At 71.7% G+C, this 25,830-nt stretch carries 18 protein-coding genes; 10 read left to right on the top strand and 8 right to left on the bottom strand.

Features of this window, described 5'->3' with window-relative positions; genetic code table 11:
- Positions 1–11: 11 nt before the first annotated feature.
- Genes purB through pyrF form a run of 4 tightly spaced genes read left to right on the top strand, consistent with a single transcriptional unit; the run spans position 12 to position 4,208 of the window.
- Positions 12–1,385 carry an adenylosuccinate lyase gene (purB, locus tag LCHO_RS20485; RefSeq protein WP_012349106.1) on the top strand — a complete coding sequence of 458 codons (1,374 nt, stop codon included), beginning with the start codon at positions 12–14 and terminating at the stop codon, positions 1,383–1,385.
- 24 nt (positions 1,386–1,409) lie between these two features.
- A complete protein-coding gene (gene mads3 / locus LCHO_RS23015) occupies positions 1,410–2,693 on the top strand; it encodes a methylation-associated defense system AAA family ATPase MAD3 (RefSeq protein ID WP_012349105.1) in 1,284 nt (427 codons plus the stop codon).
- Positions 2,639–3,331 carry a methylation-associated defense system protein MAD4 gene (gene mads4 / locus LCHO_RS23535; protein WP_420805691.1) on the top strand — a complete coding sequence of 231 codons (693 nt, stop codon included), beginning with the start codon at positions 2,639–2,641 and terminating at the stop codon, positions 3,329–3,331. Before mads3 ends, mads4 begins: the two co-directional genes overlap by 55 nt.
- Positions 3,332–3,353: 22 nt before the next feature.
- The gene (pyrF, locus tag LCHO_RS20470) at positions 3,354–4,208 is read left to right on the top strand and encodes an orotidine-5'-phosphate decarboxylase (protein ID WP_012349103.1); all 855 of its coding nucleotides are present in this window, start codon (positions 3,354–3,356) and stop codon (positions 4,206–4,208) included.
- Here pyrF and trxC read toward each other — a convergent pair.
- Both trxC and LCHO_RS20460 read right to left on the bottom strand, forming a co-directional pair.
- Complete coding sequence (gene trxC, locus LCHO_RS20465; protein WP_012349102.1) at positions 4,177–4,602, bottom strand: thioredoxin TrxC; 426 nt, start codon at positions 4,600–4,602, stop codon at positions 4,177–4,179. The two genes, pyrF and trxC, sit on opposite strands and share 32 nt — an antisense overlap.
- Before the next feature lie 98 nt (positions 4,603–4,700).
- A complete protein-coding gene (locus LCHO_RS20460; RefSeq protein ID WP_012349101.1) occupies positions 4,701–5,213 on the bottom strand; it encodes a flavin reductase family protein in 513 nt (170 codons plus the stop codon).
- Between the two features lie 66 nt (positions 5,214–5,279).
- Between LCHO_RS20460 and LCHO_RS20455 the strand changes: the two genes are divergently transcribed.
- Positions 5,280–6,923, top strand: a complete 1,644-nt coding sequence (locus LCHO_RS20455; RefSeq protein WP_012349100.1) for an AmpG family muropeptide MFS transporter — start codon at positions 5,280–5,282, stop codon at positions 6,921–6,923.
- A 55-nt stretch (positions 6,924–6,978) separates the two neighbouring features.
- Positions 6,979–7,929 carry a M48 family metallopeptidase gene (locus LCHO_RS20450; protein WP_012349099.1) on the top strand — a complete coding sequence of 317 codons (951 nt, stop codon included), beginning with the start codon at positions 6,979–6,981 and terminating at the stop codon, positions 7,927–7,929.
- 73 nt (positions 7,930–8,002) lie between these two features.
- Here the strand turns inward: LCHO_RS20450 and LCHO_RS20445 are convergent, their stop codons facing one another.
- The 6 genes from LCHO_RS20445 to LCHO_RS20420 all read right to left on the bottom strand — a co-directional run bounded on the left by LCHO_RS20445 (position 8,003) and on the right by LCHO_RS20420 (position 19,026).
- Positions 8,003–10,060, bottom strand: a complete 2,058-nt coding sequence (locus tag LCHO_RS20445) for a patatin-like phospholipase family protein (protein ID WP_012349098.1) — start codon at positions 10,058–10,060, stop codon at positions 8,003–8,005.
- Positions 10,057–11,541, bottom strand: coding sequence for a Dyp-type peroxidase (locus LCHO_RS23195; protein ID WP_012349097.1), 1,485 nt, complete (start codon positions 11,539–11,541; stop codon positions 10,057–10,059). The genes LCHO_RS20445 and LCHO_RS23195 overlap by 4 nt, the downstream gene beginning before the upstream one ends.
- Entirely contained in the window at positions 11,538–13,484 is a 1,947-nt protein-coding gene (locus LCHO_RS20435) for a cytochrome P450 family protein (protein ID WP_012349096.1), read from the bottom strand. The genes LCHO_RS23195 and LCHO_RS20435 overlap by 4 nt, the downstream gene beginning before the upstream one ends.
- The gene (locus LCHO_RS20430; protein ID WP_012349095.1) at positions 13,436–17,569 is read right to left on the bottom strand and encodes an AAA family ATPase; all 4,134 of its coding nucleotides are present in this window, start codon (positions 17,567–17,569) and stop codon (positions 13,436–13,438) included. Before LCHO_RS20430 ends, LCHO_RS20435 begins: the two co-directional genes overlap by 49 nt.
- A 50-nt stretch (positions 17,570–17,619) precedes the next feature.
- Positions 17,620–18,288, bottom strand: a complete 669-nt coding sequence (locus LCHO_RS20425) for a Crp/Fnr family transcriptional regulator (RefSeq protein WP_150105529.1) — start codon at positions 18,286–18,288, stop codon at positions 17,620–17,622.
- A gap of 90 nt (positions 18,289–18,378) precedes the next feature.
- Positions 18,379–19,026 carry a helix-turn-helix transcriptional regulator gene (locus LCHO_RS20420; RefSeq protein WP_012349093.1) on the bottom strand — a complete coding sequence of 216 codons (648 nt, stop codon included), beginning with the start codon at positions 19,024–19,026 and terminating at the stop codon, positions 18,379–18,381.
- A gap of 328 nt (positions 19,027–19,354) precedes the next feature.
- Here LCHO_RS20420 and LCHO_RS20415 point away from each other — a divergent pair, with 328 nt between their 5' ends.
- The 4 genes from LCHO_RS20415 (at position 19,355) to LCHO_RS22435 (ending at position 25,829) form a co-directional block, all read left to right on the top strand.
- Complete coding sequence (locus tag LCHO_RS20415) at positions 19,355–20,074, top strand: response regulator transcription factor (protein WP_012349092.1); 720 nt, start codon at positions 19,355–19,357, stop codon at positions 20,072–20,074.
- Positions 20,075–20,087: 13 nt separating this feature from the next.
- Positions 20,088–21,893: an ATP-binding response regulator gene (locus tag LCHO_RS22440; RefSeq protein ID WP_150105528.1), complete on the top strand. Its 1,806-nt coding sequence runs from the start codon at positions 20,088–20,090 to the stop codon at positions 21,891–21,893.
- Positions 21,894–22,005: 112 nt separating this feature from the next.
- Complete coding sequence (locus LCHO_RS20405) at positions 22,006–24,195, top strand: CHAT domain-containing protein (protein WP_012349090.1); 2,190 nt, start codon at positions 22,006–22,008, stop codon at positions 24,193–24,195.
- A complete protein-coding gene (locus LCHO_RS22435; RefSeq protein WP_012349089.1) occupies positions 24,192–25,829 on the top strand; it encodes a ShlB/FhaC/HecB family hemolysin secretion/activation protein in 1,638 nt (545 codons plus the stop codon). The genes LCHO_RS20405 and LCHO_RS22435 overlap by 4 nt, the downstream gene beginning before the upstream one ends.
- The last annotated feature ends 1 nt before the right edge of the window (position 25,830 follow it).

The raw sequence follows: 25,830 nt of genomic DNA, 5'->3' as shown, positions 1-25,830 counted from the left end.
CAATCCCGCGCATGTCGTTGCCCACCACCCTCACCGCCCTTTCTCCCCTCGACGGCCGCTACGCCGCCAAGCTCGCGGCGCTGCGCCCGCTGCTGAGCGAGTACGGCCTGATGCACCGCCGCGTGCAGGTCGAGGTGGAGTGGTTCATCGCCTTGTCGGACGCCGGTTTCGACGAGTTCAAGCCGCTGTCCGAAGCCGGCCGCGGCCTGCTGCGCTCGCTGGTGCTGCGCTTCAGCGAAGCCGATGCGCAGGCCATCAAGGACATCGAGCGCACCACCAACCACGACGTCAAGGCGGTCGAGTACTGGCTGAAGTCGCGTTTTGCCGAGCAGGCCGAGCTGAAGGCGGCCGGCGAGTTCGTGCACTTCGCCTGCACCAGCGAGGACATCAACAACACCAGCCACGCGCTGATGCTCAAAGCCGCGCGCGAAGAGGTGCTGCTGCCCACGATCGACCGCATCACCGCCAAGCTCGGCACCCTGGCGCGCGATTTCGCCGCCGTGCCGATGTTGAGCCGCACCCACGGCCAGACCGCCAGCCCGACCACCGTCGGCAAGGAACTCGCCAACGTGGTGGCGCGCCTGGTGCACGCCCGCGAACGCGTGGCCGCCGTCAAGCTGCTGGCCAAGATGAACGGCGCGGTCGGCAACTACAACGCCCACCTGTCGGCCTACCCGTCGCACGACTGGGAAGGCTTCAGCCGCAACGTGGTCGAAGGCGCGCTGGGCCTGACGTTCAACCCGTACACGATCCAGATCGAGCCGCACGACTACATGGCCGAGCTGTTCGACGCGCTGACCCGCGTCAACACGATCCTGATCGACTTTTCGCGCGACGTCTGGGGCTACATCAGCCTGGGCTACTTCAAGCAGCGCACGAAAGAAGGCGAAGTCGGCTCGTCGACCATGCCGCACAAGGTCAACCCGATCGACTTCGAGAACGCCGAGGGCAACTTCGGGCTGTCGAGCGCGCTGCTCACGCACCTGAGCCAGAAGCTGCCGATCAGCCGCTGGCAGCGTGACCTGACCGACAGCACCGTGCTGCGCAACATGGGCGTGGCCGTCGGCTACGCCCAGCTCGGCTACGACAGCCTGCTGCGCGGCCTCGACAAGCTGCAGCTCAACGAAGCCGCGCTCGCCGCCGACCTCGACGACGCCTGGGAAGTGCTGGCCGAGCCGATCCAGACCGTGATGCGCCGCTTCGGCCTGCCCGAGCCCTACGAGCAGCTCAAGAAGTTCACCCGCGGCCAGCCGATGACCCGCGCGCTGATGCAGGGCTTCATCGCCGACCTCGACCTGCCGCAGTCCGAGAAGGACCGCCTGCTGGCGATGACGCCGGGCAGCTACACGGGGCTGGCGGCCGAGCTGGCGCGGCGCGTGGGCTGACCTCTTTTCTGCGGGCGCACCAGCATGATTCGATGGATCGAGGTCAAGGGCCTGCGCGCTCTGCGTTACGTGTCCCTGGGACTCGATCCATTCATGGTCATGGTGGGGCCGAATGCTTGTGGGAAAAGCACGCTGTTTGATGCGCTGCTGTTTGTGCGCGATGTTCTGAGCAGCAGTCTGGACGCCGCAGTCTTTGGCAATGCCCGCTTGAACATCGCCCCGCGAGCGGTGTCGCCTCAAGATCTCACTTGGCTCCGACAAGGGGGCGGCATAGAGATCGCAGTGACCTTGGCGTTGCCGGACGAGCTGATCAGCAAACTCGGTGGCAAATATCGGTTTGCGCGCTATGAACTTGCCGTTCACACAGACGGACGACTGGGGTTCGATCACGAGACGCTGTGGTTGTGTCCTGACCTGCGCAATCCGCAGTCCTTGCCGCAAGAATCGCAACAACGACTTGACTTCCCGGAGCCTAAAGTCGGGCCTGCTCACGTCATCACACCATCCAAACATCGATCTCCGAATGGTTGGCGCAAAGTGGTGAGCAAGGTGGTCGAGAGCGGCAATGACTATTTCCGATCGGAAACCTCAGACTGGAACAACCTGTTCCGTCTCGGTCCAGCCAAGAGTGCGTTGGCCAATCTGCCTGAAGATGAGCTGAAATTCCCAGCCGCTACTTGGGTCAAGCGCGTCTTGATGGAAGGTGTGCATCGTTTGGCTCTGAACGCAGAGAAAATGCGCATGCCTTCTCCGGCGGGTTCGTCCTCCGACTTTCTGCCTGACGGATCGAATTTGCCCTGGGTTGTTCACGAGTTGGAGAAAAGCCCGGCCCTCAAACGTCGGTGGATCGCACATATCGCCACATCGCTCGAAGATCTCGTCGACATCAAGACGCAAGAAAAACAGGAAGATCGTTCCCGGTACATTGAACTGCATTACCGCAGCGGCCTGGAAGCTCCTTCTTGGGTCTTGTCGGATGGCACGCTGAGGCTTCTGGCCCTGACATTGCTGGCTTATGCACCCACCTCTCCAGCCATCACGCTGATTGAAGAACCAGAAAATGGCATCCATCCCAAGGCGATGGAAACGGTGATGCAGTCTCTGGAGTCGGTGTATGGATCACAGATCCTTTGTGCCACTCACTCACCCGTGGTGTTGAGTCAGTTGCGTCCGCAACAGATCCTGTGTTTTGGCAAGACCGATGAAGGGGCCGTCGACATCGTTCGTGGCGATGAACATCCTGGTCTCCAGAAATGGCGGTCCGCGCTCAATCTGGGCGATCTGTTCGCCACGGGGGTACTGGGGTGAGGGATTGCCTGTTCCTCGTGGCGGACAAGAACATGGAGGGCGTACTGAAGGGGTTCCTGTCACGTCCGGGCGTTCATGCTTCTCTCGGCTGTGGTCCATTCAATTTCGACCCTCGAAGAGATCTCCATGTTGCACACGGCCAGAATGATCCCGGTCTCTATACCCGTGCCAATGAATTCCTTCAGCCCTATGCACAGTCTCATCGGCATGCAACGGTCGTGATCGATGAAGAGTGGGATGGAACACCTGGAGTTGATGAGATTGAACGGCGATTGACCGGCCATCTGATCCAGGCTGGCTGGCAGCAGGAATCCTGCTGCGCAGTGGTCATCGCACCTGAGCTCGAGAATTGGATCTGGCAAGACTCGCCACACGTCTGCGAACAACTCGGCTTTGAAGGCAGCTACGCTGAACTGCGTGGTCAACTTGAACGCAAGGGCTATTGGCGATCGGGAGAAGCGAAACCTCACCGTCCCAAAGAAGCCGTCGAAGAAGTGTTGCGGATCAACAAGATTCCAAGGTCCTCAGCGATTTACCGAGATCTGGCAACTCGCATCAAGACATCCCGATGCACAGACAGCGCCTTCCTGAAATTGCGAGATGCGATGCGCCGATGGTTTCCTGTCGTGCCGTCGTGAATCAATCCACCGTACAACAAGCATGAACTTCATCGACCAACTCGCCCGCGCCGAGCGGCTGCACGACTCGCTGCTGTGTGTCGGCCTCGACCCGGAGCCGGGCAAGTTCCCCGGCGCCTGGAAAGGCGACGCCGGCAAGATCTTTGACTTCTGCGCCGCCATCGTCGATGCCACCAAGGACCTGGTGATCGCGTTCAAGCCGCAGATCGCCTACTTCGCGGCGCATCGCGCCGAAGACCAGCTTGAGCGCCTGATGGCCTACATCAAGCGCACGGCGCCGGATGTGCCGGTGATCCTCGACGCCAAGCGCGGCGACATCGGCTCGACCGCCGAGCAGTACGCCCGCGAGGCCTTCGAGCGCTACCAGGCCGATGCGGTGACGCTGTCGCCGTTCATGGGCTTCGACTCGATCGAGCCCTATCTGCGTTACGCCGACAAGGGCGTGATCCTGCTGTGCCGCACCTCGAATCCGGGTGGCAACGACTGGCAGATGCAACGTCTGGCCGACGTGCCGGGCCAGCCGCGGCTGTTCGAGCACCTGGCGCATCGGGCGCAGACCGAATGGAACCGCAACGGCCAGCTCGCGCTGGTGGTGGGCGCGACCTACCCGGCCGAGATCGCCCGCGTGCGTGAACTGGCGCCGACGCTGCCGCTGCTGATCCCCGGCGTGGGCGCGCAGGGCGGTGACGCGCAGGCCACCGTGCAGGCCGGCCTGGTGTGCGACGCCAGCGGCGCGAGCACCGGCCCGATCATCGTCAACAGCTCGCGCGCGGTGCTCTACGCCAGCGCGGGCGACGACTTCGCGCAAGCCGCCCGCCGCGTGGCGCTGGCCACGCGCGACGCGCTCAACGCAGCGTCTGCTGCAGCCAGGCGCTGAGCTGGGCGGCGGGCATCGCGCCGCTCTGGCGGCCGATCTCGCGCCCACCTTGAAACAGCAGCAGCGTCGGGATCGAGCGGATCGCGTGGCGTGACGAGGCCTGCGGGTTGTCGTCGCTGTCGACCTTGGCGAACAGCACCCGGCCCTGCCACTGCGCGGCGGCCTGGGCGTACATCGGCGCCATCTGCCGGCACGGCCCACACCACGGCGCCCAGAAATCGACCAGCACCGGCAGCTCGGTCTGCGCGATCAGCTTGGGGAGGGTGGCGTCGCTCGCGTCGAGCGGCGTGGCCGGCAGCAGCTCGCGGCCGCATTTGCCGCAGGTGGGCGACTCGCGCAGGCGTTCGTCGGGGACTCGGTTGGTCGCGCCGCAGTGGGCGCAGGCGATGTGCATGGCGGCTCCTGATTCATCAGTCATTGCTGATGTAGGGGCGATGCTCGCCGCTTCAAGACGAGGCGCCTTTGCGCAGGCGGCGGCTTGGTTTAATTAATTTAGAGCGGCAGCTCGGTGTAGAACCGACCGCCGTGGAAGATCAGCGGCGTGGCGTCGCTGCGGAAGCGGCACTGCTCGACCTCGCCGACGAAGATGACGTGGTCGCCTTCTTCGTAGCGGCTGCGGTTGTGGCATTCGAGCACCGCCGCGGCGCCGTCGAGCAGCGGCGCGCCGCCGGTGCCTTCGCGCCATTGCAGTCCGGCGAAGCGGTCGACGCCGGGCGTGGCGAAACGTTCGGCCAGCGCGCGCTGTTCGGCCGCCAGGATGTGCACCGCGTAGTGCGTGCCCTCCGTGAACGCCGGCAGCGAACTGGCCTTCAGCGCCAGGCTCCACAGGATCAGCGGTGGCGACAGCGACACCGAGTTGAACGAATTGGCCGTCAGCCCGACCGGCGTGCCGTCGGCGGCCCGGGCGGTGACGATCGTGACGCCGGTGGCAAACAGGCCCAGCGCCGAGCGGAAGTGCTGGCGCGAGAACGTGGGGGCGAGGTCGGACGGTGCGGGTGTCTGCATGGCAGCCGGATTGTCGGCGATCGCCCGTGCCGGCGCCGCCCGAGGGGGCGCTCCTAAAATCTGCCGATGCCAGATCCTTCCGCCCCGACCCTTGCCGCCGATGCCCAGCCCGCCGCCGTGCCGCTGGGTGCGCGGCAACGCGCGCAGCGGTGGTGGCGCCTGGCAGCGGTCACCGTGCTGGGTTTCGCCTCCGGCCTGCCGCTGGCGCTGACCGGCCAGGCGATGCAGGCCTGGCTGAGCCTGGACGGCATCGACGTGGCGACCATCGGTTTCCTGAGCCTGGTCGGCCTGCCCTACACCTTCAAGTTCCTGTGGGCGCCGCTGATGGACCGTTTCGACCCGCCCGGGCTCGGCCGGCGGCGCGGCTGGCTGGTGATCACGCAGCTGCTGCTGGCCGGCGCGCTGCTGGCGATGTCGGCCACGCCGCCGGCCGGTGCGGTGCAGGTGTTCGCGCTGCTGGCGGTGACGGTGGCGTTTTTGTCGGCCTCGCAGGACGTCGTGATCGACGCCTACCGCACCGACCTGCTGCCCGCGCACGAGCGTGGCCTGGGCTCGTCGCTGTCGGTGCTGGGTTATCGGCTGGCGATGATCCTGTCGGGCGGCGTGGCGATGATCTGGACCGACCCGGGCAACGCCGCCGCCGCTGCAGGTGGCACATCCTGGGACTGGCCGGCGGTCTACCGCCTGATGGCCGCGCTGATGGTCGGCGCGGCGGCGCTGTCGGCGCTGGCGCTGCCGCGGCTGCACACGCTGCCGGCGCCGACCAGCGTGGCGCGCCACGACCTGCTCGGTTTTGCGGCGGTGTTCGCGGCGGTGGCGCTCGGTTATGTCGTCACCCACCAGCTGCTCAACCCGCTGGCCGGCTGGCTGCTGGGCTCGGCGATGTCGGGCACGTCGCTCGCGCCGGCGCTGCAGCAGCGCTGGATCGACCTGGCCGCGCTGCTGCTGGGCATCGGTTTCACGCTGCCGCTGGCAGCCTGGGCGGCGCGCGCGGCCCGGTTCGAGACCCTGCTCGGCGGCCTGGCCAACTACTTCAGCCAGCCGGGCGCCTGGGGTTTCCTGGCCTTCATCGTGCTCTACAAGCTCGGCGACGCCTTTGCCGGCTCGCTGATGACGCCCTTTCTGCTCAAGAGCATGCTCTACAGCTCGGCCGAGGTCGGCGTGGTCAACAAGGTCATCGGCCTGTGGCTGACGATCGGCGGCGCGCTGCTGGGCGGCGCGCTGATGCTCAAGCTCGGGCTGTGGCGGGCGCTGTTCGTGTTCGGCCTGCTGCAGATGGCGAGCAACGTCGGTTTCTGGTGGCTGGCGGTCAGCGGCAAGGGCGCGCTGCCGGGGCTGCTGATGCCGGCGTTCGACTGGGGTTTTCTCAAGCTGGCGCAGCCGACCGAGATCGACGGCGGCCTGCTGCTGGTGATCGCCAGCGAGAACATCTCCAGCGGCATGGGCACGGCGGCCTTCGTGGCCTTTCTGATGAGCCTGTGCAACCAGCGCTTCACGGCCACCCAGTACGCGATGCTGAGCGCCTTTGCGGCGATCGGCCGGGTCTGGGTCGGGCCGCTGGCGGGCGTGCTGGCCGAGTCGATCGGCTGGCCGATCTTCTTCATCCTGTCCACGCTCGCCGCCATGCCGGCGTTGTGGATGCTGTGGGCCATGCGCGAGACCGTGCGCTCGCTCGACGTCATCGCGCCGTCCGGGCCGGTCGACGACTGAGCGTGTTGCCGCCCCGTGCCGAGCTCATTCAACCTGGTTCCCTGACCGAAGCACCATGACCGATTCTTTTGTCACCGACGCCGAGATCCTCACGCCGATCGAGCTGCATCGCGGCGCCTGCGGTTGCCCGTTGCACGGCCCGCATGCGGGCGGACATGCGCCCGTGCGCGGCCGCCGGCTCTTCACCGGCCTGCTGCTGGGCGCGGGTGCCGCGGCGGCGCTGCCGGCCTGGGCGCGCGAGGGGGTCGACGTGGGCGGCAACTCCAAGTTCACCAAGCTGGTGTCGGCCGAGCAGGTCGAAGAGGCCGCCGTGCAGAACTACAGCCAGCTGCGCCAGGAGGCCACCAGCAAGGGCGCGCTGGCGCCCGACAGTCACCCGCAGATGGTCCGCCTGCGCGCGATCGCCGAGCGGCTGATCCCCTACACCTACGAGTGGAACCCGCGCGCCAAGGGCTGGAAGTGGGAGGTCTCGCTGATCGGCAGCAAGCAGATCAACGCCTTCTGCATGCCCGGCGGCAAGATCGCCTTCTACACCGGCATCCTGCAGCAGCTGCAGTTGAGCGACGACGAGGTGGCGATGATCATGGGCCACGAGATGGCCCATGCGCTGCGCGAACACGCCCGCGAGCGCATGGGCAAGACGGCGGCCACGCAGGGCGTGATCGGCCTGGGCGCGGCGCTGCTGGGCCTGGGCGACCTGGGCCGCACGGTGGCCGATGCCGGCGGCCAGCTGCTGACGCTCAAGTTCAGCCGCGACAACGAGACCGAGGCCGATCTGGTCGGCATGGAACTGGCCGCCCGCGCCGGCTACGACCCGGCCTCGGGCGTGACGCTGTGGCAGAAGATGATGGAAGCCAACAAGGGCGCGCCGCCGCAGTTCCTGTCGACCCACCCGTCGAGCGACACCCGCATCAAGGAGATGCAGGCCAGCCTGCCGAAGGTGGCCGGCCTCTACCAGCGCGCGGCCAAGCCGGCGCGGCGTTTCGGGCCGCCAGCCGCGGGTTGATGGGCTGACCGAGCCGCCGACCGGGTGGCCGACTGCGCGGCGCACGCCCGCATCGGCCCGCGCGTCCGGCGCCTCACATCGGCGGTCGCACCGCCAGCCGCGGCCGCGGGTTCGGCACGTAGGGCTGCTCGTGCCAGCTCTGCTGCAGCTTCTGCTCGAACTCGACCAGCGCATCCAGCAGCGCCGCCAGCGCCTGGCGCTGGTCGTCGTCGAGCCGGTCCTCGCCGGTGTCGCGGCGGTGCTGGCCCAGCGGCGCGGCCCTGCGGGCGGCGGCGTCGCCCGATCCGCTGCCGGTCTCGTCTTCGGCCTCGAACATCGGTGGCGGCGCGCTCTGCCAGGGGCCGCGCGGCAGGCGATCGGCGTGGCCGCGGCGCAGCGGGCTGTGCTGGCCGGCACGCTCGATCTGCTGCGAGATCTTGAGCGAGTAGGGCGCCGCCTCGGCCGCATCGGCCAGGCCGTCGAGCCGCTCGCGCAGTCCGTCGACGATGGCGTTGAAGCGCACCCAGCGGTGCTCCGACCAGGCCGTGGCGACCGAGCCCTGCGTGTCGTCCGGGGCGAACTTGGCGATCAGTTCCTGCGCAGCTTTCAGGCCGCATTCGTCGACCATCCGGAGGATGTCGTCCGGCTTCATCTTCAGGTTCAGCTCGCCCTGGTCGCGACCCAGCGCCACCCGCACCACGCGGTCGCGCACGCCTGGCATGCGCGCCAGCGTGTGGTCGTGCCAGCGGCGCGCGGTGTTGACGATGCTCCAGGCGAAGCGGCCCAGCCGGGCCAGCGACGGCGGCTCGTTCGGATCGCCGAAATCGCTCCAGACATCGTGGGCGCCCGCGTCGTGGGTGTGCGTGACCTCGACATTGCTTTCGTCATCGCCGTTGCGGTTCTCGGTCAGGAAGACGCCGAAGGTCGGCCAGCTCGGGATCGACGCGTCGAACAGGTGGATCGGGAAGTTGGCGCAGATGCCGCCGTCCGAGAACCAGCAAGGCCGGAACTGCCTGAGCGCCGGATCGAACCCCCACGCCGGCACCGCGCAGAACAGCACCGGAAAGCTCAGGCTCAGCCGTGCCGCCACCACCAGCGGCATGCGGGCGCGCGGCATCTGCAGCAGCACCTTGCCCTCGGGTTCGGGCGCGTGGTCGAAGCGCCCGGCCAGCGCGCCGTAAGGCGTGCAGGTGGCGCGCAGCTGCTCGATCACGCGCGGCGGAAAGTAGCGCCGCCAGTCGTCGAGGCAGAAGAACAGGCATTCGTTCTCGGCCGTGTCGGCCAGCGGCAGCTCGTAGGGGCGGCCGTGCGTGAGGCTGGTCGTGACCATGCGCAGGTCGATCGCGCGGCGTCCGGCCTGGCGCGGCTTGGGCGGCGGCAGGCCGGTGGCCGGGGCTTCCCACAGGTCCTTGAACGTCAGCGGCGTGTCGTCGGTGCTGCGACCGCAGGCCCACTGGATGCCCTTGTGCAGCCAGTCGATCACCGCCTCCGAGTCCTCGTCCGGCGTGTCCGATGCCGACAGGCCGGTGCACAGGCCGTAGTCGTTGGCGATCAGGCCGTCGCGCACGTCGCGCAGGAGTCGGGCCGTTATGACCGCGATGACCACGCCGATGCCGATGACGAACGCGAGCACCGCCACGCTGGCGCGCTCGACGGTCGTGTCCAGGCCCGACGCGATCGCCACCAGGCTCGAAAGGAAGACGCCCGTGACGATGGCCGCCGGCCCATTCCCGTAGACCCGGGCGATGGCCTTCACGCTGCGCTTGAACAGGCCGTCGAAGGTCCGCTGCAGGTCGGTGCCGATCACGTCCAGCAGCACCTCGAACAGCCGCGCGCACCGCGGCGAGGGCTGGAACAGCGCGAGCAGCTTGGTCTTCGCGTCGCGGCCCTGGCCGACCGGGCGGGCCAGCCGCTCGGGGATCTCCTTGAGCACCTCGAAGCCGGCTGACGAGCCGAAGCGGCGCGCGTATTCGGCCGCCGCGGTCAGCGCCGCGGCCATCGCGCCGGCCGAGGTGCCGCCGATGGCGTGGAAACGGTACTTGCGCGACAGCGCGTGGATCGCCGCCGGGTAGATCACGCCGCTGGTCACCCCGCCGGTCAGCACCAGGTCGCAGAAGCGGTCTTCCGGCGGCTCGCGGTCGTCGGCGCTCATGGCCGCGCCCCGCAGATCTCGAGGTAGGCGCGCTCGCTCGGGTAGAACAGGTACAGCGTGCCGCGGGTCTGCACGAACGGGGGCAGGCCGTCGAGCCGCAAGGGCCGGCCGTCCGGCAGCCAGATCTCGAGGAAGGCCTCGGGGTCTTCGTGCTGGCCGATCAGCGGGTCCTTGGCGGTGCCGGCGTTGTCCGGGCCCATCGGGTTCTTGTTGGTCCATTCGCCGAGCAGGTGCTCGAACTGGTCCTCGATGCTGGCGCAGAAGAACAGCCCCATCAGGCCGCGTTCGCGCTCGCGCTGGCGGTCGGCGTCGCCGGCCTGTTCGTAGGGCATGCCGCGGCGCACCAGGGCACGCGTGCGGGCCGGCACCACCGCGTCGCTGCGCGGGTTCATGCGCCGGATGTGCGAGCCGAACGGGCAGGCGCGGCCCTGGGGGTCGTCGCTGAAGTCGAAGCGGTTCAGGCCCTCGGCGTCGGCGTCGGGCTGCCGATAGCCGTCGCGCTCGCTCAGCACCTGGCCGTTGGGCCAGCGCCCGCAGAGCTTGGCCTTGATGTAGAGCCGCGCCGCATCGAGGTCGAGCGGCCCGGCCGCGTGCATCAGCCGTCGCGCCGCCTGGTCGACCCAGGCCTCGAACACCTCGACGTGCTGCGCCATCTTGCGCAGCACGCCGAAGCAGCCGTCGCGGAAGAAGTCGCTCAGCTCGGCCTGCTTCTGCTCGAACTCGTCGGGGGCCCGGCCCCGCTGCGGTGGCTGCGGCAGTCCGGCGTCGTCATCGAAGAACCAGGGATTGGCGCCGACCTGGTTCGGATGACCCAGCAGCAGCTCGCCCAGCGCCGTCGGCGTGGCGGCGTCGGCCGGCGTGTCGGGCGCGAGTGCGCGCGGTCGCGCCAGGCCCAGGTCGGGGTTGGCGAGGCCGTCGGCAAAACCGAAGTGTTCGCTGCGGCGGCCCGGGTTGCGGGCGCTCTGCGGCAGATGGGCTGCCGGCTGCTCGCTGCGCAGCTCGAAGGCGTCGGCCCAGCCGCGCAAGCCGGTCAGGTGGCGCCAGCGCGTGTCGATCGTCGCGGCGTCGGCGGCGTGCATCGACAGCATCAGGTCGGTCTCGCGTGGCGCGAAACCGCGCTCCCAGCGCAGCGGTGCGCTGTCGCCGCTGTCGCCGAGCCGGGCGGCGCGCTGATAGGCACCGAGCTTGAAGGCGCGTGCGCGGGTCGCCAGCGTGCCGGTGTGCGGCGCCGGCAGGCCCAGGCGCAGCAGGCCGTCGTGGCTGAAGCCGATGTCGAGCCCGCTGGCTTCGGGGGCGTGCCAGCCATCGGCGGGGCCGAAGCGCAGGCCTTGCCGGTCGTCGTGGTGCAACTGCTGCAGCAGCGCCCGCGCCGCCTCGGCCGAGCGGATCGCCAGCAGCAGGTGGCGGGCGTGCGTGGCCCGCTTGTAGCCGGCCACCGGCAGGCGCTGCACGCGCGACGGGGTGTGGATCGGGCGGTTCACGACGTGGCTCCGTCGGGCAGCGGCCGGGCGCGCGCGCGCCAGGGCGCGGCGGCGTTGTCGAGGTCGGCCACCCGCAGCGTCGGGTGGGCGCTGAAGAGGTAGCCGCCGACCGGCGCGTTGCGGCCGTTGTAGGCGCGGATCTTGGCGACGAACTCCTTCGGGTGCTGGTGCACCGGCATCGGCGGCGGGTCGGCGAGGTGCTCGAACAGGGTGTCGAACAGGTCGCCGACCGCGTTGGCGAAGTATTCGATGTAGGCGTCGAAGTCGCCGTCGTAGGTGGTGAACAGCGCCAGCTTGCGGTTGTCGTCGAGCAGCAGGAACCACGCGAAGTGCACGTGGCGGGCTTCGCGCAGGCTGCGCTCGATGACCGGCGCGCCGTAGCCGATCACCGCCTGCAGCGCGGCGGCGTGTTCGGCCACCGGCTCCTTGACGTCCATCAGCACGCACAGTGGCTGCTGCACCAGCCGGCTGTCGCGGGCGTACTGCAGCGGCAGCGGCAGCGCCTTGAAGGCCCAGCGCCGCTGCAGCCGCTGCAGGCGCCGGTCGGTGTCGTTCCAGACGAAGTCGAGCCCCGGCAGGCGCAGCACCTCGGCGGTGATGCGCACCAGCAGCGGCTCGATCAGGTACTGGCCGATGCAGTCGTGCGGCCGCCCGGTGCCGAAGATCGCGGCCTCGGCGCCGCCCAGTTCGGTGGCGGCGCTGCCGGATGCCGCCGCCGCGCTGCGAGCCGGCGCGCCCATCGCGAGGATCAGGTCGGTGCCACGCACGAGCCGCTGCCCGCCCAGCTCGACCGGCGCGCCGATGCCCGCCACCCGCCGCGGCACGAATGCCACCGGCGGCTGCGCGGCCAGGATCGTGCGGATGCAGCCGCGCAGCTCGTCGCGCGCCGCCTTGGCGCCGGGTGTGTCGCCGGCCGGCGCACACACCGCCTGCGCCAGCCGCACCGCCTGGCGCAGCTCGGTGCCGGTGCCGGCCAGCAGCCGGTCGATCACGATCGCCACGCTGGTCTGCACATTGCCGATCACGCCGCCGATCAGGCCGATCACCAGCGCGGCGCGTTCGTCCGGCGACTGCGGCTCGCCGGCCTGGCCTTGTGGCCGGGTGCCGAAACGCGCGCACAGCGGCGTGAAGGCCACCGGCCCGGCGCCACCGGTCAGGCGGGCGATGTCGGCGCGCAGCGTGTCGAGCTCCTTGTGCAGCGTCTGGCGGCGGCGTGCGGTCCTGACGTCCACCGGCACGGCCGCGTCGGCGTCGGCGCCGGTGCCGGTGCCGGTGCCGGTGCCGGTGCCGGCCAGGCTCTGGTGGTCGGCGATCAGCGCCTTGATGCGGTCGCGCAGCGCCGTGCTGCTGCTGCGCCGCCAGGCCTGCTGCGGGTCGGTGTTGACGTGGCGGCCGATGATCTGGTGCACCAGGCCGTCGTAGAGGTATTGCATCGACCGCATCAGCAGCACGTGGTCGCTGCGCGGCAGGCCGAACAGCTTGCCGGCAAAACGCAGCGCCGCCTGCCGCGCCAGGTCGACCAGATCGAAACGCGCACGCTTGAGCGGCAGGGTCAGGGCTTCGGCGCAGGCGATCTCGGCCAGCTGCCCGATCCACAGCGGCGCACCCGCGCGGCCGCCGAACAGCTGCTGCTGCACCCAGCCGCGCTGCTCGGCGTGCGGCGTGCCGTCCATCGCCAGCATGAAGCCGCCGCCGCCGATGGCGGCATAGGGCTCGTTGCTGAAGCGCTGCGGGTCGGCCAGCACCTGGCGCACCAGCGCCGGGTCGCAGACCAGCGCGACCTGCGCGCCTTCTTCGGTGCGGCTCTTGAACATCAGCACGCCGCCGTCGGCCAGCTCGCGCCAGTCGCCGGGCTCGCCCGGGCCGGCCTCGAGCCGGGCCAGCAGCCGGTCCGTCAGTGCGTGATCGTCGGCGCGAAAGCGCGTCGTGTCGTCGATGACCATGGTGTCCCCCTGGTGTGTTCCTGTGCCGCTGCCAGCAGCGCGCGGGCGCGTCGCAGGTCGGCGGTGGTGCTGCCTTCGGTGCACAGCCGCAGATGGCGCTCGATCAGCTGGCCGGCGCGGGCGTGCGCGTCCGCCGATTGCCACAAGGCCGCCAGGCTGCAGGCGCAGCGCAGCGCCAGGCCGTGCTGCTGCATCTCGTCGGCCGAGGCCAGCGCGCGTTCGAACCAGGCCTCGGCGACGTCGTCCTGCAGCCCGCCGTGCCGGCTCGCCAGCTGGCGCGTCAGCTCGCCGGTCAGGCGCAGCACCTCGGGCTCGAAGTAGCGCTCGTGGTGCTGCTCGATCAGCGCGCGTGCGCTGTCGAGCAGGCCCAGGCCTTCGTCCGGACGGCCCGCCAGCGCCAGCCCTTCGGCCTGCATCGCCAGGTAGAACGGCCGCGTCACGACCGCGCCGCTGGCCGACCAGCGCTCGTAGCCGCTGCGCATCAGCGCGACACCGCGCTCGTGCTCGCCGCCCTGCGCCAGCAGCCGGCCGTGCATCACCTGGGCATGCGCCAGCCAGACCGAAAAGCCGCCGTCCTCGCTGATCCGCAGGGCCTGCTCGACGCTGTGCAGCGCGGCCTCGTGGTCGCCGCGGAAGTGCTGCACCACGGTGATGAATCCGAATGCTTCGGCCATGCTGAAGGGGTGGTTGAGACGGCGCGCCAGCTCGACCACCCGGGTGGCGCGCTGCAGCGCCTGATCGGGCTGGCCGAGCTGCCAGAGTGCCCACGACGAGTAGCACAGGCACATCACGCCCGGATCCTGTACCGCGTTCGGGCGGTGTTCGAGAGTCTGGTACGCCGCCAGGCAGCTGTCCATGCGCTCGACCGCCGGGCGTAGTTCACCTTGATGAAACAGCAGGTTGGCGGCGACCCACTGCGACTGCAGCGCCGCCATCGGGTCGGACGAGTGCCGCGCCAGTTCGGCGGCCTGCTCGCTGATGGCGCGGGCGCGGCCGAAGTCGGCGCGCATGAAGTGGTAGCCCTCCAGGCCGAACAGCGCCTTGGCCATCGCCACCGGGTCGTCGAGCTGGCGGCACAGCGCGAGCGCGCGGCCGTAGACCGCCTCGACCTGGTCGGCGCCGTAGCCTTCGGTGGCGATCAGGCGGCCGGCGCGCATCAGCTGCAGGCGCAGCTCGATGCGGTCGCGCTCGAGGCCGGCGGGCAGCGCCTCGAGCGCGGCCAGCGCGTGGCCGAGGTGGGTGATCGCCTCGCGCTGCGCCGAGCGGGCGGCCGAGCGGCGCGCCGCGCGTTCCCACTGCACCAGCGCCTCGGCGGCCATGCCGGCCTCGGCACAGTGGCGCGCCAGCAGCTCGGGCTGCAGCTCGGCGAGCTGCGGCAGGGTGTCCTGGATGACGTGGGCGATCGCCGCGTGCAGGCGCTTGCGGTCGCGCCCCCACATCGAGCCGTAGGCGGCGTCGCGCACCAGCGCGTGCTTGAACAGGAAGCTGCTGCCCGGCCCGCTGCCCTTGGGGATCAGCAGGCCGGCGCGCACCAGCAGCGCCAGCCCCTCGTCGAGGTCGGCCACCGCGATCGGGCAGCGCTCGTGCGCGCAGACCGCCTCGATCAGGTGGCGCGCGACCTCGCGGCCGATCGCGCTGGCCACCTGCGCCACGTGCTTGGCCAGCGGCATGCGGTCCAGGCGCGCCATCAGCAGGTCGTGGATGGTGGTCGGCACGGCGTCCTGCAGGCTGGCGCGGCGCAGCTGTGGCGTGCCTTCCTCGGCGCCGATGTCGAGCGCCATGCGGGCCGATTCCTCGATGAACAGCGGTACGCCGTCGGCGCGTTCGACCAGCCACTGCACGAAGGCGGCGTCGACCCGGCTGCCCTCGCAGACCGCCGCCACCATCGCGCGCGACATCTCGTCGCTCAGGCCGGCCAGCGCGATCTCCTCGGCGGCCAGCGCGGCGGCCCACTGGTGCTCGGGCTCGGGGCGACCGGTCATCAGCAGCATCAGGCCGCCGTCCTGGCGCTCGGCGGTGACCCGGCCGAGCAGCTCGCTGGTGGTCGGGTCGATCCAGTGCACGTCCTCGATGATCAGGCACAGCGGCGCGCTGTCGGCGATGCGCCAGAGCCACTTCTGCAGCAGCTCCAGGGTCTGCTGGCGCAGCCGCTCGGGCGCGCCGTCGAGCACGGCGTGGCGTTCGCCGGTCTCGATCGACAGCAGGTTGGCGGCCAGGGCCAGCGCCGTGGCCGGCTCGATCGCCAGATCGGTCAGGCTGCTGGCGGCCAACCGGGCGAGCTGCACCGGCGCGGCGTCGCCCGCCTGCAGGCGCAGGTGGCGGCGCAGGAAGTCGGTCACCGGGTAGAGCGCGCTGCTGCTCTGCTCGCGGGCGCAGCGCCATTCGATCGTCAGCTGGCCGCGGCCGGTCTCGGCGCGGCGGAACTCGCGCACCAGCCGCGACTTGCCGATGCCGGCGTCGCCCGAGACGTAGATCGCCAGGCACTGGCCGGCGCTGGCGTGGCGCCAGTGCGCGCGCAGCCGCGCCAGCTCCTTGTCGCGGCCGACGAAGGGCGACAGCCGCGAGCGGGCGTCGAAGCGTTCGGTGCCGTGCAGCGCCGATTCGCCCAGCACGCGGTAGACCGGCTCGGGCCGGTCGAAGCCCTTCATGTCGGGCACCTGCTCGAGGCGCCTGAACTCGAAGCGCTCACCGGCGACGCGGCGGGTCTCCTCGCTCGCCAGCAGCGTGGCGGGCGCGGCGATGGCCTGCAGGCGGGCGGCGTAGTGCACCGCCGCGCCGACCGGCTGGCCGGCCCGCACGACGATCTGGCCGGTCGCCACGCCCAGCCGCACGGCGATGCCGGCGTCGGCCATGCAGCGCAGCAGTTCGAGGCCGGCGCGCAGCGCCAGCACGGCGGCGTTTTCGGCCGCCTGCGGGAAGCCGAAGTAGCACATCACGCCGTCGTCGCCCTGCGGGTCGTCGGCCACGCCGCCGTGCTGGCCGACCACCGCCGCGCAGGCGCCGTGGTAGCGCAGCAGGATCTCGCTGTAGGCCTCGCTGCCGAGGTGGCGCATCAGCCGGGTCGAGTCGACCATGTCGCACGACAGCATCGTGACCTGGCGCAGGTGGTCGGGCTGCGGCGCGCGGCCGGCGCTGCGCAGCAGGGTCAGCTGGGCATCGCCCTGCAGATGGGCCAGCCAGCAGGCGTCGCCCTGTTCGCGGGCGGCGATGCGGGCCCGGCGGGCGGCCTCGCCGAGCGGCTGGCCGCTCGCCAGCTGGCCGTAGAAGACCGGCATGAAGCCGGCCGGCGCGATCGGGTGCACCAGCAGCTGCGTGCCCTGCGCCTGCGCCCAGGCCAGCGTGGCCATCGTCAGGCGCGTGGCGCAGGGATCGACGCCGGCCGGGCCGGCGCGGGCGTCGGCAGCCGGCCGGGCCGGTGGCGGCTCCCAGACCAGCAGCTGCGGCCCGGCCAGCAGGCGCGGCTCGATGCCGCAGCAGTGCACGATGTCGTGCAGCCCCAGCGCGGCCAGTGCCGGCTGGGCGAGGCCGGCCAGCTCGCGGGCATCGAGCGCCGTCAGGTGCAGGCCGGGCAGCCGGCGCAGGCCCTGGATCAGCGCGCGGGCGGCGGCATCGGCCGCGGGCGCCGGGTCGAGCCGGGCCAGCACCAGCACGCGCAGCTGCTCGGGCGCGGCGGCGCGCACCGGCGGGGTCGGCGCGTCTTCGTCGCGCAGGATCTGGCGCGCCAGCGCGAACTTCTCATCGAGGTGCCGTGTGCCGTCGAAGGCCAGTTCCCACGGCAGGCCGGCCAGGTCGGCGCCGAGCTGCAGCGTCAGCACACGCGCCGGGCTGGCGTGCAGGAAGCGCCGGATCGGCGCCGGCAGCAGCTCCAGCCAGACCCGGCCGCCGAGCGCCTGGCGCGCCGCCGTGTCGGCGGGGGCGGCGTCGCGCTCGGCCAGCCCGGCCTGCAGCGCCGCCGGATCGGCGATGCGGATCTGCGCGTGGATGCCCACGCCGTGCCCGTCGGACAGGGCGCACGACAGCCATGCCGCCTCGCGCACGATCATCAGGATGACCGGTGCGGGTGGTTTGCCCCAGGCTTGTTCCATCTTGAGCTCCTCGAAACGCGCGGCCGCGGTGCCGGCACGCCGCCGGTGTCCTACCAGCGCGCCGGCAGGGCGCGGGGCAGCACCAGGGTATGTCCGTTGACGGCCACGTAACCGCCTTCCTCGAGATCCTTCATCAGCCGGCTCACCATCTCGCGCGAGCAGCCCAGCCGGTTGGCCATGTCCTGGTGCGTCAGGCGCTCGCCGACCTGGCGCGTGCCGTCGGGCTGCGCCTCGGCCAGCGACTCGAGCAGCGCGCGCAGCCGCCCGTAGACGTCGTTGAGCGCCAGCTGCTTGGCCGACAGCGTGGCCGCGCGGGCGCGCCGGATCACCTTGGCGAGCAGCTCGAAGGCGAACTCGGGGTACTGCGCGATGTGCAGCAGCAGCGTCTGGCGCGGGATCACCACGCAGGCGGTCGGCTCGACCGTGATCACGCTGGCCGAGCGCGGCCCGCCGTCGAGGCTGATCTCGCCGACGTATTCACCCGGCCCGTAGACGCCGTAGGTGATCTCGCGTTCGTTGTCGCCCTGCGAAAACGCCCGCACCCGCCCGCTCAGCACGATGTAGAGCGTGTCGCCCTGGTCGCCCTCCTGGATCAGCAGCACGCCCTTGCGGTAGCGGCGCGGCTCGGCGCGTTCGGCCAGCGCGCGCAGCGCCGGTGAAAAAGGCAGTTCGTCGAGTGACGGGGTGGCGGCCCCGGGGCGGCCCGTGCGTGAACTCATGGGCACTGAACTTAGGCGAAGGTCCAGTTCGGCGCAAGTGTCCATGGCCTGGTCTCCCCGGTGAGGCGGGCGGGTCGGGCGGCGTCGCCGTCAATGAGCCTGGGCGCGGCCCAGCGCCGAGACGATCGGCGGCAGCACGGCGATGCGGCGCACCAGGTCGCGGATGCTGTCGGTGCGGGTCTTCTGGCGGATGCTGGCGATCTGGGTGCGCACGGTCGACACCGCCACGCCGAAGCGCTCGGCGATCTCCTGCGGCTTGTCGCCGTCGCACAGCGCGGCCAGCACCATGCTTTCGGCGTGCGTCAGGCCGTTGACGCGGGCGTAGTGGTCGACGCTGAGCGCCTCGCATACCTGGCGCTTGCCGAACACCAGCAGCACCGCCGGCGCCGTGCCCTGGCCGAGCGGCACCACCGCCACGGTCTGGCTGCGCTCGCCGGCGCCGAGCGTGAGCAGGCTGCGCCGGCCCTGGCCGGCGGCGCTCTGCACGGCCTGCTGCAGCAGGTGGTCGTCGCCGCACTGGCGCGCGGTCAGCCGGTCGGCCTGCAGCAGGCAGGCGCCGTCGCGTTCGGCACACAGGCAGCGCGCCATGTGGTTGGCGTTGAGCACGCGCGCCAGCCGGTCGACGATGACGATGCCGTAGTCGATCTCGTCGAAGGCGCCCAGCGCGTGCGCCAGCATGTGGGTCAGCGGCGTGCCGATCGCGGGGCTGATCGCCGGGTGTGCGGATGAGGTGTACATGCTGCGGTCCCTGGGTTGGCGGCCTGCCGGAGGGCAGGCGGGGCGGCGCCATGTCCACCAATTTAGGGTTGCGCCGCCGCGCCCGGTGGTGCGCAATTACCGGCGAATCTGTGATGCATTCACGCCGGATTTGTTACGGGTGCTCACATGTCGCGCATCGGTGACGCTGAATCAGGCACAACATCACGCTCTGCGGGATGAGGCGCTGCTCCCGGTGTGCGGCCGCTTTCGTCCGGGTTGACGATGTGCGGCGTTCCTCCGCCGGTCATCATCGGTGGTCGATCCCGGTCCTTGCACCGCGCAGTCGGCGGTGAATCGGAGACAGTCGATGGAAACCGAAGTCGTTTCGAGTCCGCCCCAGGGCCAGGCCGGCAGGGCCGCCGGTGCCGCCAGCCTGGGCCCGGACATCCGGCCCCAGCCGGTGCGGGTGCTGCTGGCCGATGACCACGAGCTGGTGCGTTTCGGCGTGAAGGCGCTCTACGGCACGATCGACCAGCTGCAGATCGAATGGCTGGAGGCCTCGACGCTCGAGGAGGCGATCGAGATGCACCGCCGCCACGGCCCGATCGACGCCGTGCTGCTCGACCTCAACATGGCCGACTGCAAGGGCCTGCAGGGCCTGCGGGTGTTCCTGCAGCAGCAGCCGCTGGCCCGCGTGGCGATCTTCAGCGCCACCCAGGACGAGTTCGTGATGCGCCAGGCGCGCGCGCTCGGTGCGGTGGCCTACATCGGCAAGTCGGCGCACGCCGCCGAGATGCGCGCCACCTTGCTGAGCCTGCTGCGCAAGCCGCCCGAACGCGAGAGCCGCAGCGCCGCGCCGAGTGCGGCGCTGTTCCCGCGCTTCCCGTCGTCGGCGATGTTCGACCGGGTCGCCGAGCTGGGGGCGCGCCACCTCGAGATCCTCGAGCTGGTGCTGTCGGGCTGCACCAACCAGGAGATCAGCAACAGCACTGGCCTGTCGCTGGGCACGGTCAAGAACTACGTCTCGTCGCTGCTGCTGGCGCTCGACGTGCGTTCGCGCTCGCACCTGATCAGCCTGTTCCGCTGAGCGCGTGGGCGCCGTGAAGCGCCTGCGCGTGGTGCCCAGCCTGGCCGAGCCGGACGACGGCGCGGCGGCCACCGAGCGGCGCGGCCCCGGGCGGCGCAGCGCCGAGGCCCGCATCGACGCCGCCGTGCGCCACGGCGGCTGGCTGATCGCCTGGCTGGCGCTGTGGCTGGCGCTCGTGACGGGGCGGCTGCAGCCGCAGGGCGGGCGGGCGCTGGCCGGGCTGGCCGGCGTCGCCGTCGTGCTGCTGCTGGTCTGGCTGGCGCTGACGCTGGCCTGGCTGGGCCTGCGCTGGCGGCTGCCGCGGCGCTCTGCCGACAAGCGGCCGTGGTGGCGGGCCTGGCAGGGCGTGGCCGGGCTGAACCTGCTGCTGCCGGGGCTGCTGCCGTGGCTGTGGCCGTCGTTCGGGCAGGCCTTCGACCTGGCCGCGTGGGCGGCGGTGCAGCTGATGCTGGTGGCCGGCTGCATCGCCGCCTTGCCGATGCTGCCGTGGCTCGGCCGGCTGGCCAGCCTCGGGCTGCTGTCGGGCGCCACGGCGATCGCGCTGGCGGGCCCCGACCGCCGGGTCGCCGCGGCCGGCGTGGCGCTGGCGGGCGCGGTCAGCCTGTTCGGCTGGCTCGCCAGCGGCTCGGCCGGCCGGCGCTGGATGCGCCGCACCGCCGAGCTGATCGAGACCGGCGAGCGCCTGCGCCGGGTCAGCAGCGAACGCGACGCGGCGCAGCGGGCCGATGCCGACAAGCGCCGCTTCGTCGCCGCCGCCAGCCACGACCTGCGCCAGCCGATGCACGCGCTGGGCCTGTTCGTGGCCACCCTCGAACGCCACCTCAAGGGCACCGCCGACGAGGCGCTGGTGCGCAACATGATGCGATCGATCGAGGCGCTGGATCGCTCGTTCGGCGCGCTGCTCGACCTGTCGCGGCTGGAGGCCGGCGCGGTGCAGCCCAACGTGCAGCGCTTCCCGCTGCGCGACGTGTTCCGCCGCCTGCACATGCATTTCGCCGGCCAGGCCGAGGAGCTCGGCCTGGGCCTGCGCTTCTCGGCCGGCGGCAAGGCGGTCAACAGCGACCCGCAGCTGCTCGAGCGCATCCTCTCCAACCTGATCCAGAACGCGCTGCGCTACACCCGCGAAGGTGGCGTGGTGGTGGTCGCGCGCAGCGCCGCGCACCAGATCAGGCTCGAGGTCTGGGACACCGGCCGCGGCATCTCGGAGGCCGACCTGCCGCGGGTGTTCGACGAGTTCTACCGCGTGCCCGACAGCGCCCGCAGCCACATCCAGGGCCTCGGCATGGGGCTGGCGATCGTCAAGCGGCTGGTCGCGCTGCTCGGCCACACGCTCGAGGTCAGCTCGCAGCCGGGCCGCGGCACGATGTTCCGCATCGGCATCGCCAGCGGGCCGATGGCCGAGGTCGAGGACGCCACCGCGGCGGCGGACACGCTGCCGGCGCCGTTTGTCGAGGCGCGCTGCGTGCTGCTGGTCGACGACGAGGCGCCGATCCGCGAAGGCCTGTGGATGCTGCTGACCGAATGGGGTTTCGAGCCGGTGGCGGTGGCCGACCTGGCCGGCGCCGAAGCGGCCGCGCACGCGCTCGGCGACCGGCTCGACCTGGTGATCTCCGACCTGCACCTGCAGCACGGCGAAGACGGCCTCGACGTGATCGAGCGCGTGCGCCAGGTCTGCGGCCGCCAGGTGGCGGCGATCCTGGTCACCGGCGACACCAGCCCGGCCGAGATCCGCCGCGCCTCGGCCAGCGGCCACCGGGTGCTGTTCAAGCCGGTGCAGCCGAGCAAGCTGTTCAACGTGCTGCGCGCGCTGGTCGACTGACCGGTTGCGGCCGGACCGGCGTCGGGCCAGGCCCGGACCGGCGCGGCTTACTTTCGTCACTGGCCGCGGCAGGGGCGCGCTCATAGGCTGGCGCCGGCTCATGCCGTTCGCCATGCCGTCTGCCCCGTACCTCCGCCTGCTGCTCGTTGCCGCCTGTCTGTGCGCCGCGCCGGGCTGGCTGCGGGCGGCCGACGACGACAACCTCGCCGCCCAGGCCCAGGCGCGCCGCCAGGATGCCGAGTCGCTGCTGCAGCTCAGCGCCGAAGGCCGCGCGCTCTACGCGCGCGACACCATCCGGCTCGACGGCTACGGCTACTGCGGCCAGGCCCTGGCGCTGGCCGACCGCGGCGAGCTGCGCCAGAGCATCCGCGCGGCCAGCAAGGCGCTCTACCTCGGCCAGGAGGGCAGCGACGACGACCTGCAGGCCCACGCCCAGCGCGACCTGGCGATCGCCTACGGCTACGCCGGCGTGCTGGATCTGGCCGAGCGCCACGCCCGCGAGGCGCTGGCCCTGCCGGTGCGCGACGCGTCGCAGGTCCACGCGCCGGCCCACAAGGTGCTGGGCGACGTGGCGGCGCGGCGCGGCCGGCCCGACGAGGCCCAGGCCGCCTACCGGCACGCGCTCGATCTGGCGAGTCCGCGCTACCGGCCGTTCGTGCAGCTGTCGATGGCCAACGCCCAGACCGCCGGCGGCCAGGCCGACGCCGCCTTGCAGACGCTGCAGGCGCTGCCACCGGCCGCTCGCGCGCCGCTCGGCCCGTACTACGAGCGCAGCCTGGCGCAGGCCCTGCTCGCCACCGGCCAGGTCGACGCGGCGCTGCAGCAATGGCGCCAGGTGATCGATGCCGGCGGTGCCGGCCGCAGCGGCGATCGCGCCGATCGAGCGGATCTCGCTGATCTCGACTACCACCGCCTGTGGGCCTGGGAAGGCAGCGCCCGCGCCGAGCTGACCCGCGGCCGCCCGGCCGAGGCGCTGGCGGCCTACCAGCAGGCGCTGCGGCTGGCCGATCCGCTGCGGGCGCGCTTTCGCAGCGAGGAGTTCAAGTCCGGCCTGTTCAGCGATCTGCAGGGGGTCTTCGACGCGGCCCTGAACCTGGCCGTGCAGCAGGGCGACTGGGCCGGCGCGTGGCGCATCTCCGAGGCCTCGCGCGCTCGTGCGCTGCTCGACGCCGTGCGCCAGCATGCCGACGATCGCCTGGCCCGGCCGGTGTCGCTCGACGACCTGCAGGGCCGGCTGGCGCCTGACGAGGCGGTGCTCGAATTCCACGTGCTGCCGCAGCAGACGCTGGTCTGGCTGATCCGCCGTGACGGCCTGGTCGGCCTGGCCCTGCCGCTGCCGCAGGCGGCGCTGCAGGACGGCGTCGAGAAGCTGCGCGCCAGCATCATCGCGCGCCGCCCCGACACCCTGGCGCTGGCGCAGGCGCTGCACCGCCAGCTGCTCGGCCCGCTCGACCTGAGCGGCGTCACGCGGCTGCAGGTCGTGCCGCACGGCGCCCTGCATTACCTGCCGTTCCAGGTGCTGCACGATGGCCGCGGCTACCTGGTCGAGCGCCTCGCGCTGGCCAGCTGGCCGTCGGCCGCGCTCGGTGCGCAGCTGGGCGCACGGCGTGCCGGCGTCGCCGGTGGCCTGGCGCTGCAGGCCTTCGGCAACCCGAGCACCGACCGCAACGTGCCGCTGCCCGGCGCCGAGCGCGAGGTGCAGGAGATCCGACCGCTGTTCGCCCAGGGCCGCACCTTCCTGCAGCAGCAGGCCAGCCGCGCCCAGCTGCTGGCGCTGCTCGGCGGGCCGGGCGCAGCGGGTGCCACCGCCACCACGGCCGCGGCCGCCACGCCCGGTGTCTCGGCCAGCGTGCTGCACGTGGCCGCACACGCCGAGGTCGACGAGGTCGATCCGATGTACTCGCGCATCCTGCTGGCCTCCAGCCCGCTCGACGACGGCCTGCTCGAGGCGCGCGAGATCTACCGCCTGGACCTCAGCCGCACGCCGCTGGTCACGCTGTCGGCCTGCGAAAGCGCGCTCGGCCGCATCGCCCGCGGCGACGAGATCCTGGGCTTCACGCGCTCCTTCCTGTCGGCCGGCGCCAGCACCGTGATCGCCTCGTTGTGGCCGGTGGCCGACGACGCCACCCGCCAGCTGATGACCCGCTTCTACCGCGATGCCACACAAGGGTCGGACGCGATGCAGGCGCTGCGCAACGCCCAGCTCGAGGTGATGCGCAGCCGCGGCCTGGCGCATCCGTTCTTCTGGGCGCCGTTCAACGTCATCGGCGACGGTGCGCTGCGCCTGGGGGCGGCGCCATGACGGCGGGCGAGTGCCTCGCGCGCCGGCTGCGCCGGGTCGCCGCCGGGCTGATCGCGCTCGGCGCCGCCGCCTCGCCCGCCTGGGCGCAAGACCGGCCCGCTGCGGCGGCGAGCGAGCCGATGGTGCTGCGCGAATGGCATCTGCAGCCGCTCGAAGGCATCGACGACGCGACCCTGCAGCGCCTCACGCTGCCCTACCTGCGCAAGCCCTTCGGCGTGGCGCAGGCGCAGCAGCTGCGCGATGCGCTGCTGGCCGAGATGGCCGCGCGCGGGCTGTCGCTGGGCGGCGCGGCGCTGCGGGTGCTCGACGCGCCGCGCGGCATCGTCGCGCTGCAGGTGGTCGAGCCGCGGCTGCGCCGCATCGAGCTGAGCGCGTCGGCCGATGCGCCGCTGGCCGACCCCCAGGTGCTGCAGGTGCTGGCGCGCGAAGGCGTGCACGACGGCGCCTTGCTCGACCTGCGCCGGCTCGACGCCGCGATGTTCGCGCTCAACGACCTGCCCGGCGTGCGCGCCCAGGCCAGCCTGGCGCCCAGCGGCGACGAGGCGCGCTACGACCTCGTCATCGAGCGTGGCTGGCGCCGCCAGGCCGAAGGCAGCGTCGACCTCGACAACCACGGCAGCCGCTTCAACGGCCGCTGGCGCATCGGCGGCCTGCTGCGCTGGAACGAGCCGCTCGACCTCGGCGACAACCTCGACCTGCGCCTGCAGCTGGCCGAGCAGCGTGGCCTGGCGAGCGCCCGGCTCGCCTACGAGCTGCCGCTCGACCAGCTGCTGCCTGTCGCCCCGAGCGCCTGGCGCACCAGCCTGGCGCTGTCGGCGCTGAGCTACGAGCTGGGCGACGTGTTCGCGCCGCTGCAGGCTCGCGGCCGCGCCCGGGTGATCGACCTCGGCCTGAGCCGGCCGCTGCAGCGCAGCCGCCAGAGCAACGTCGTGCTGCGCCTGGGGGCCAGCCACAAGCGGCTGGAGGACCGCTTCGACGCCTTCGGCCTGCGCACCGACAAGGCCACCCGCGACGTCAATCTCGGGCTGTCGTTCGAGGCGCGCGACGGCTGGGGCGGTGGCGGCTACAGCGGCGGCGCGCTGACGCTGCAGGCCGGCTCGCTCGACATCCGCAGCCCCGGCGCGCGCGCCGATGACGCCGCGCTCGGCACGCGTTCGGCGCAGGGCGGCTTCGGCAAGCTCGGGCTGCAGCTCAACCGGCTGCAGGCGCTGCCGCTGCCGGGCTCGACGGCCTGGTCGGTCTACGGCGGGTTGAGCGCGCTGTGGGCGAGCAGGAACCTCGATCCGTCCGAGAAATTCGCGCTCGGCGGCGCCGGTGCGGTGCGGGCCTACCCGCCCGGCGAGGCCGCCGCCGACCGCGCGGCGATCGCCACCGTCGAGCTGCGCCACGCCATCGGCGCGCAGTGGAGCGTGTTCGCGCTCGGCGACTGGGGCCGGGCGCGGCTGCAGGCCCGGCCGCTGGCGGGCGTCGACAACCAGCGGCGGCTGCGCGCCGCCGGGCTGGGCGTGTTCTTCAGCGATCCGGCCTGGTTCACGCTGCGCGGCACGCTGGCCTGGCCGGGCTCGGCGCCGCGCCTGGCCGAACCCGACGACACCGGGCCGCGCCTGAACCTGCAGCTGCAACGCGGTTTCTAGG

This window comes from Leptothrix cholodnii SP-6 (genome assembly GCF_000019785.1).
Lineage (GTDB): Bacteria > Pseudomonadota > Gammaproteobacteria > Burkholderiales > Burkholderiaceae_C > Sphaerotilus > Sphaerotilus cholodnii.
The sequence above is the reverse complement of the archived record's forward strand: the minus strand, read 5'-3'. Positions and strand labels throughout refer to the sequence as shown.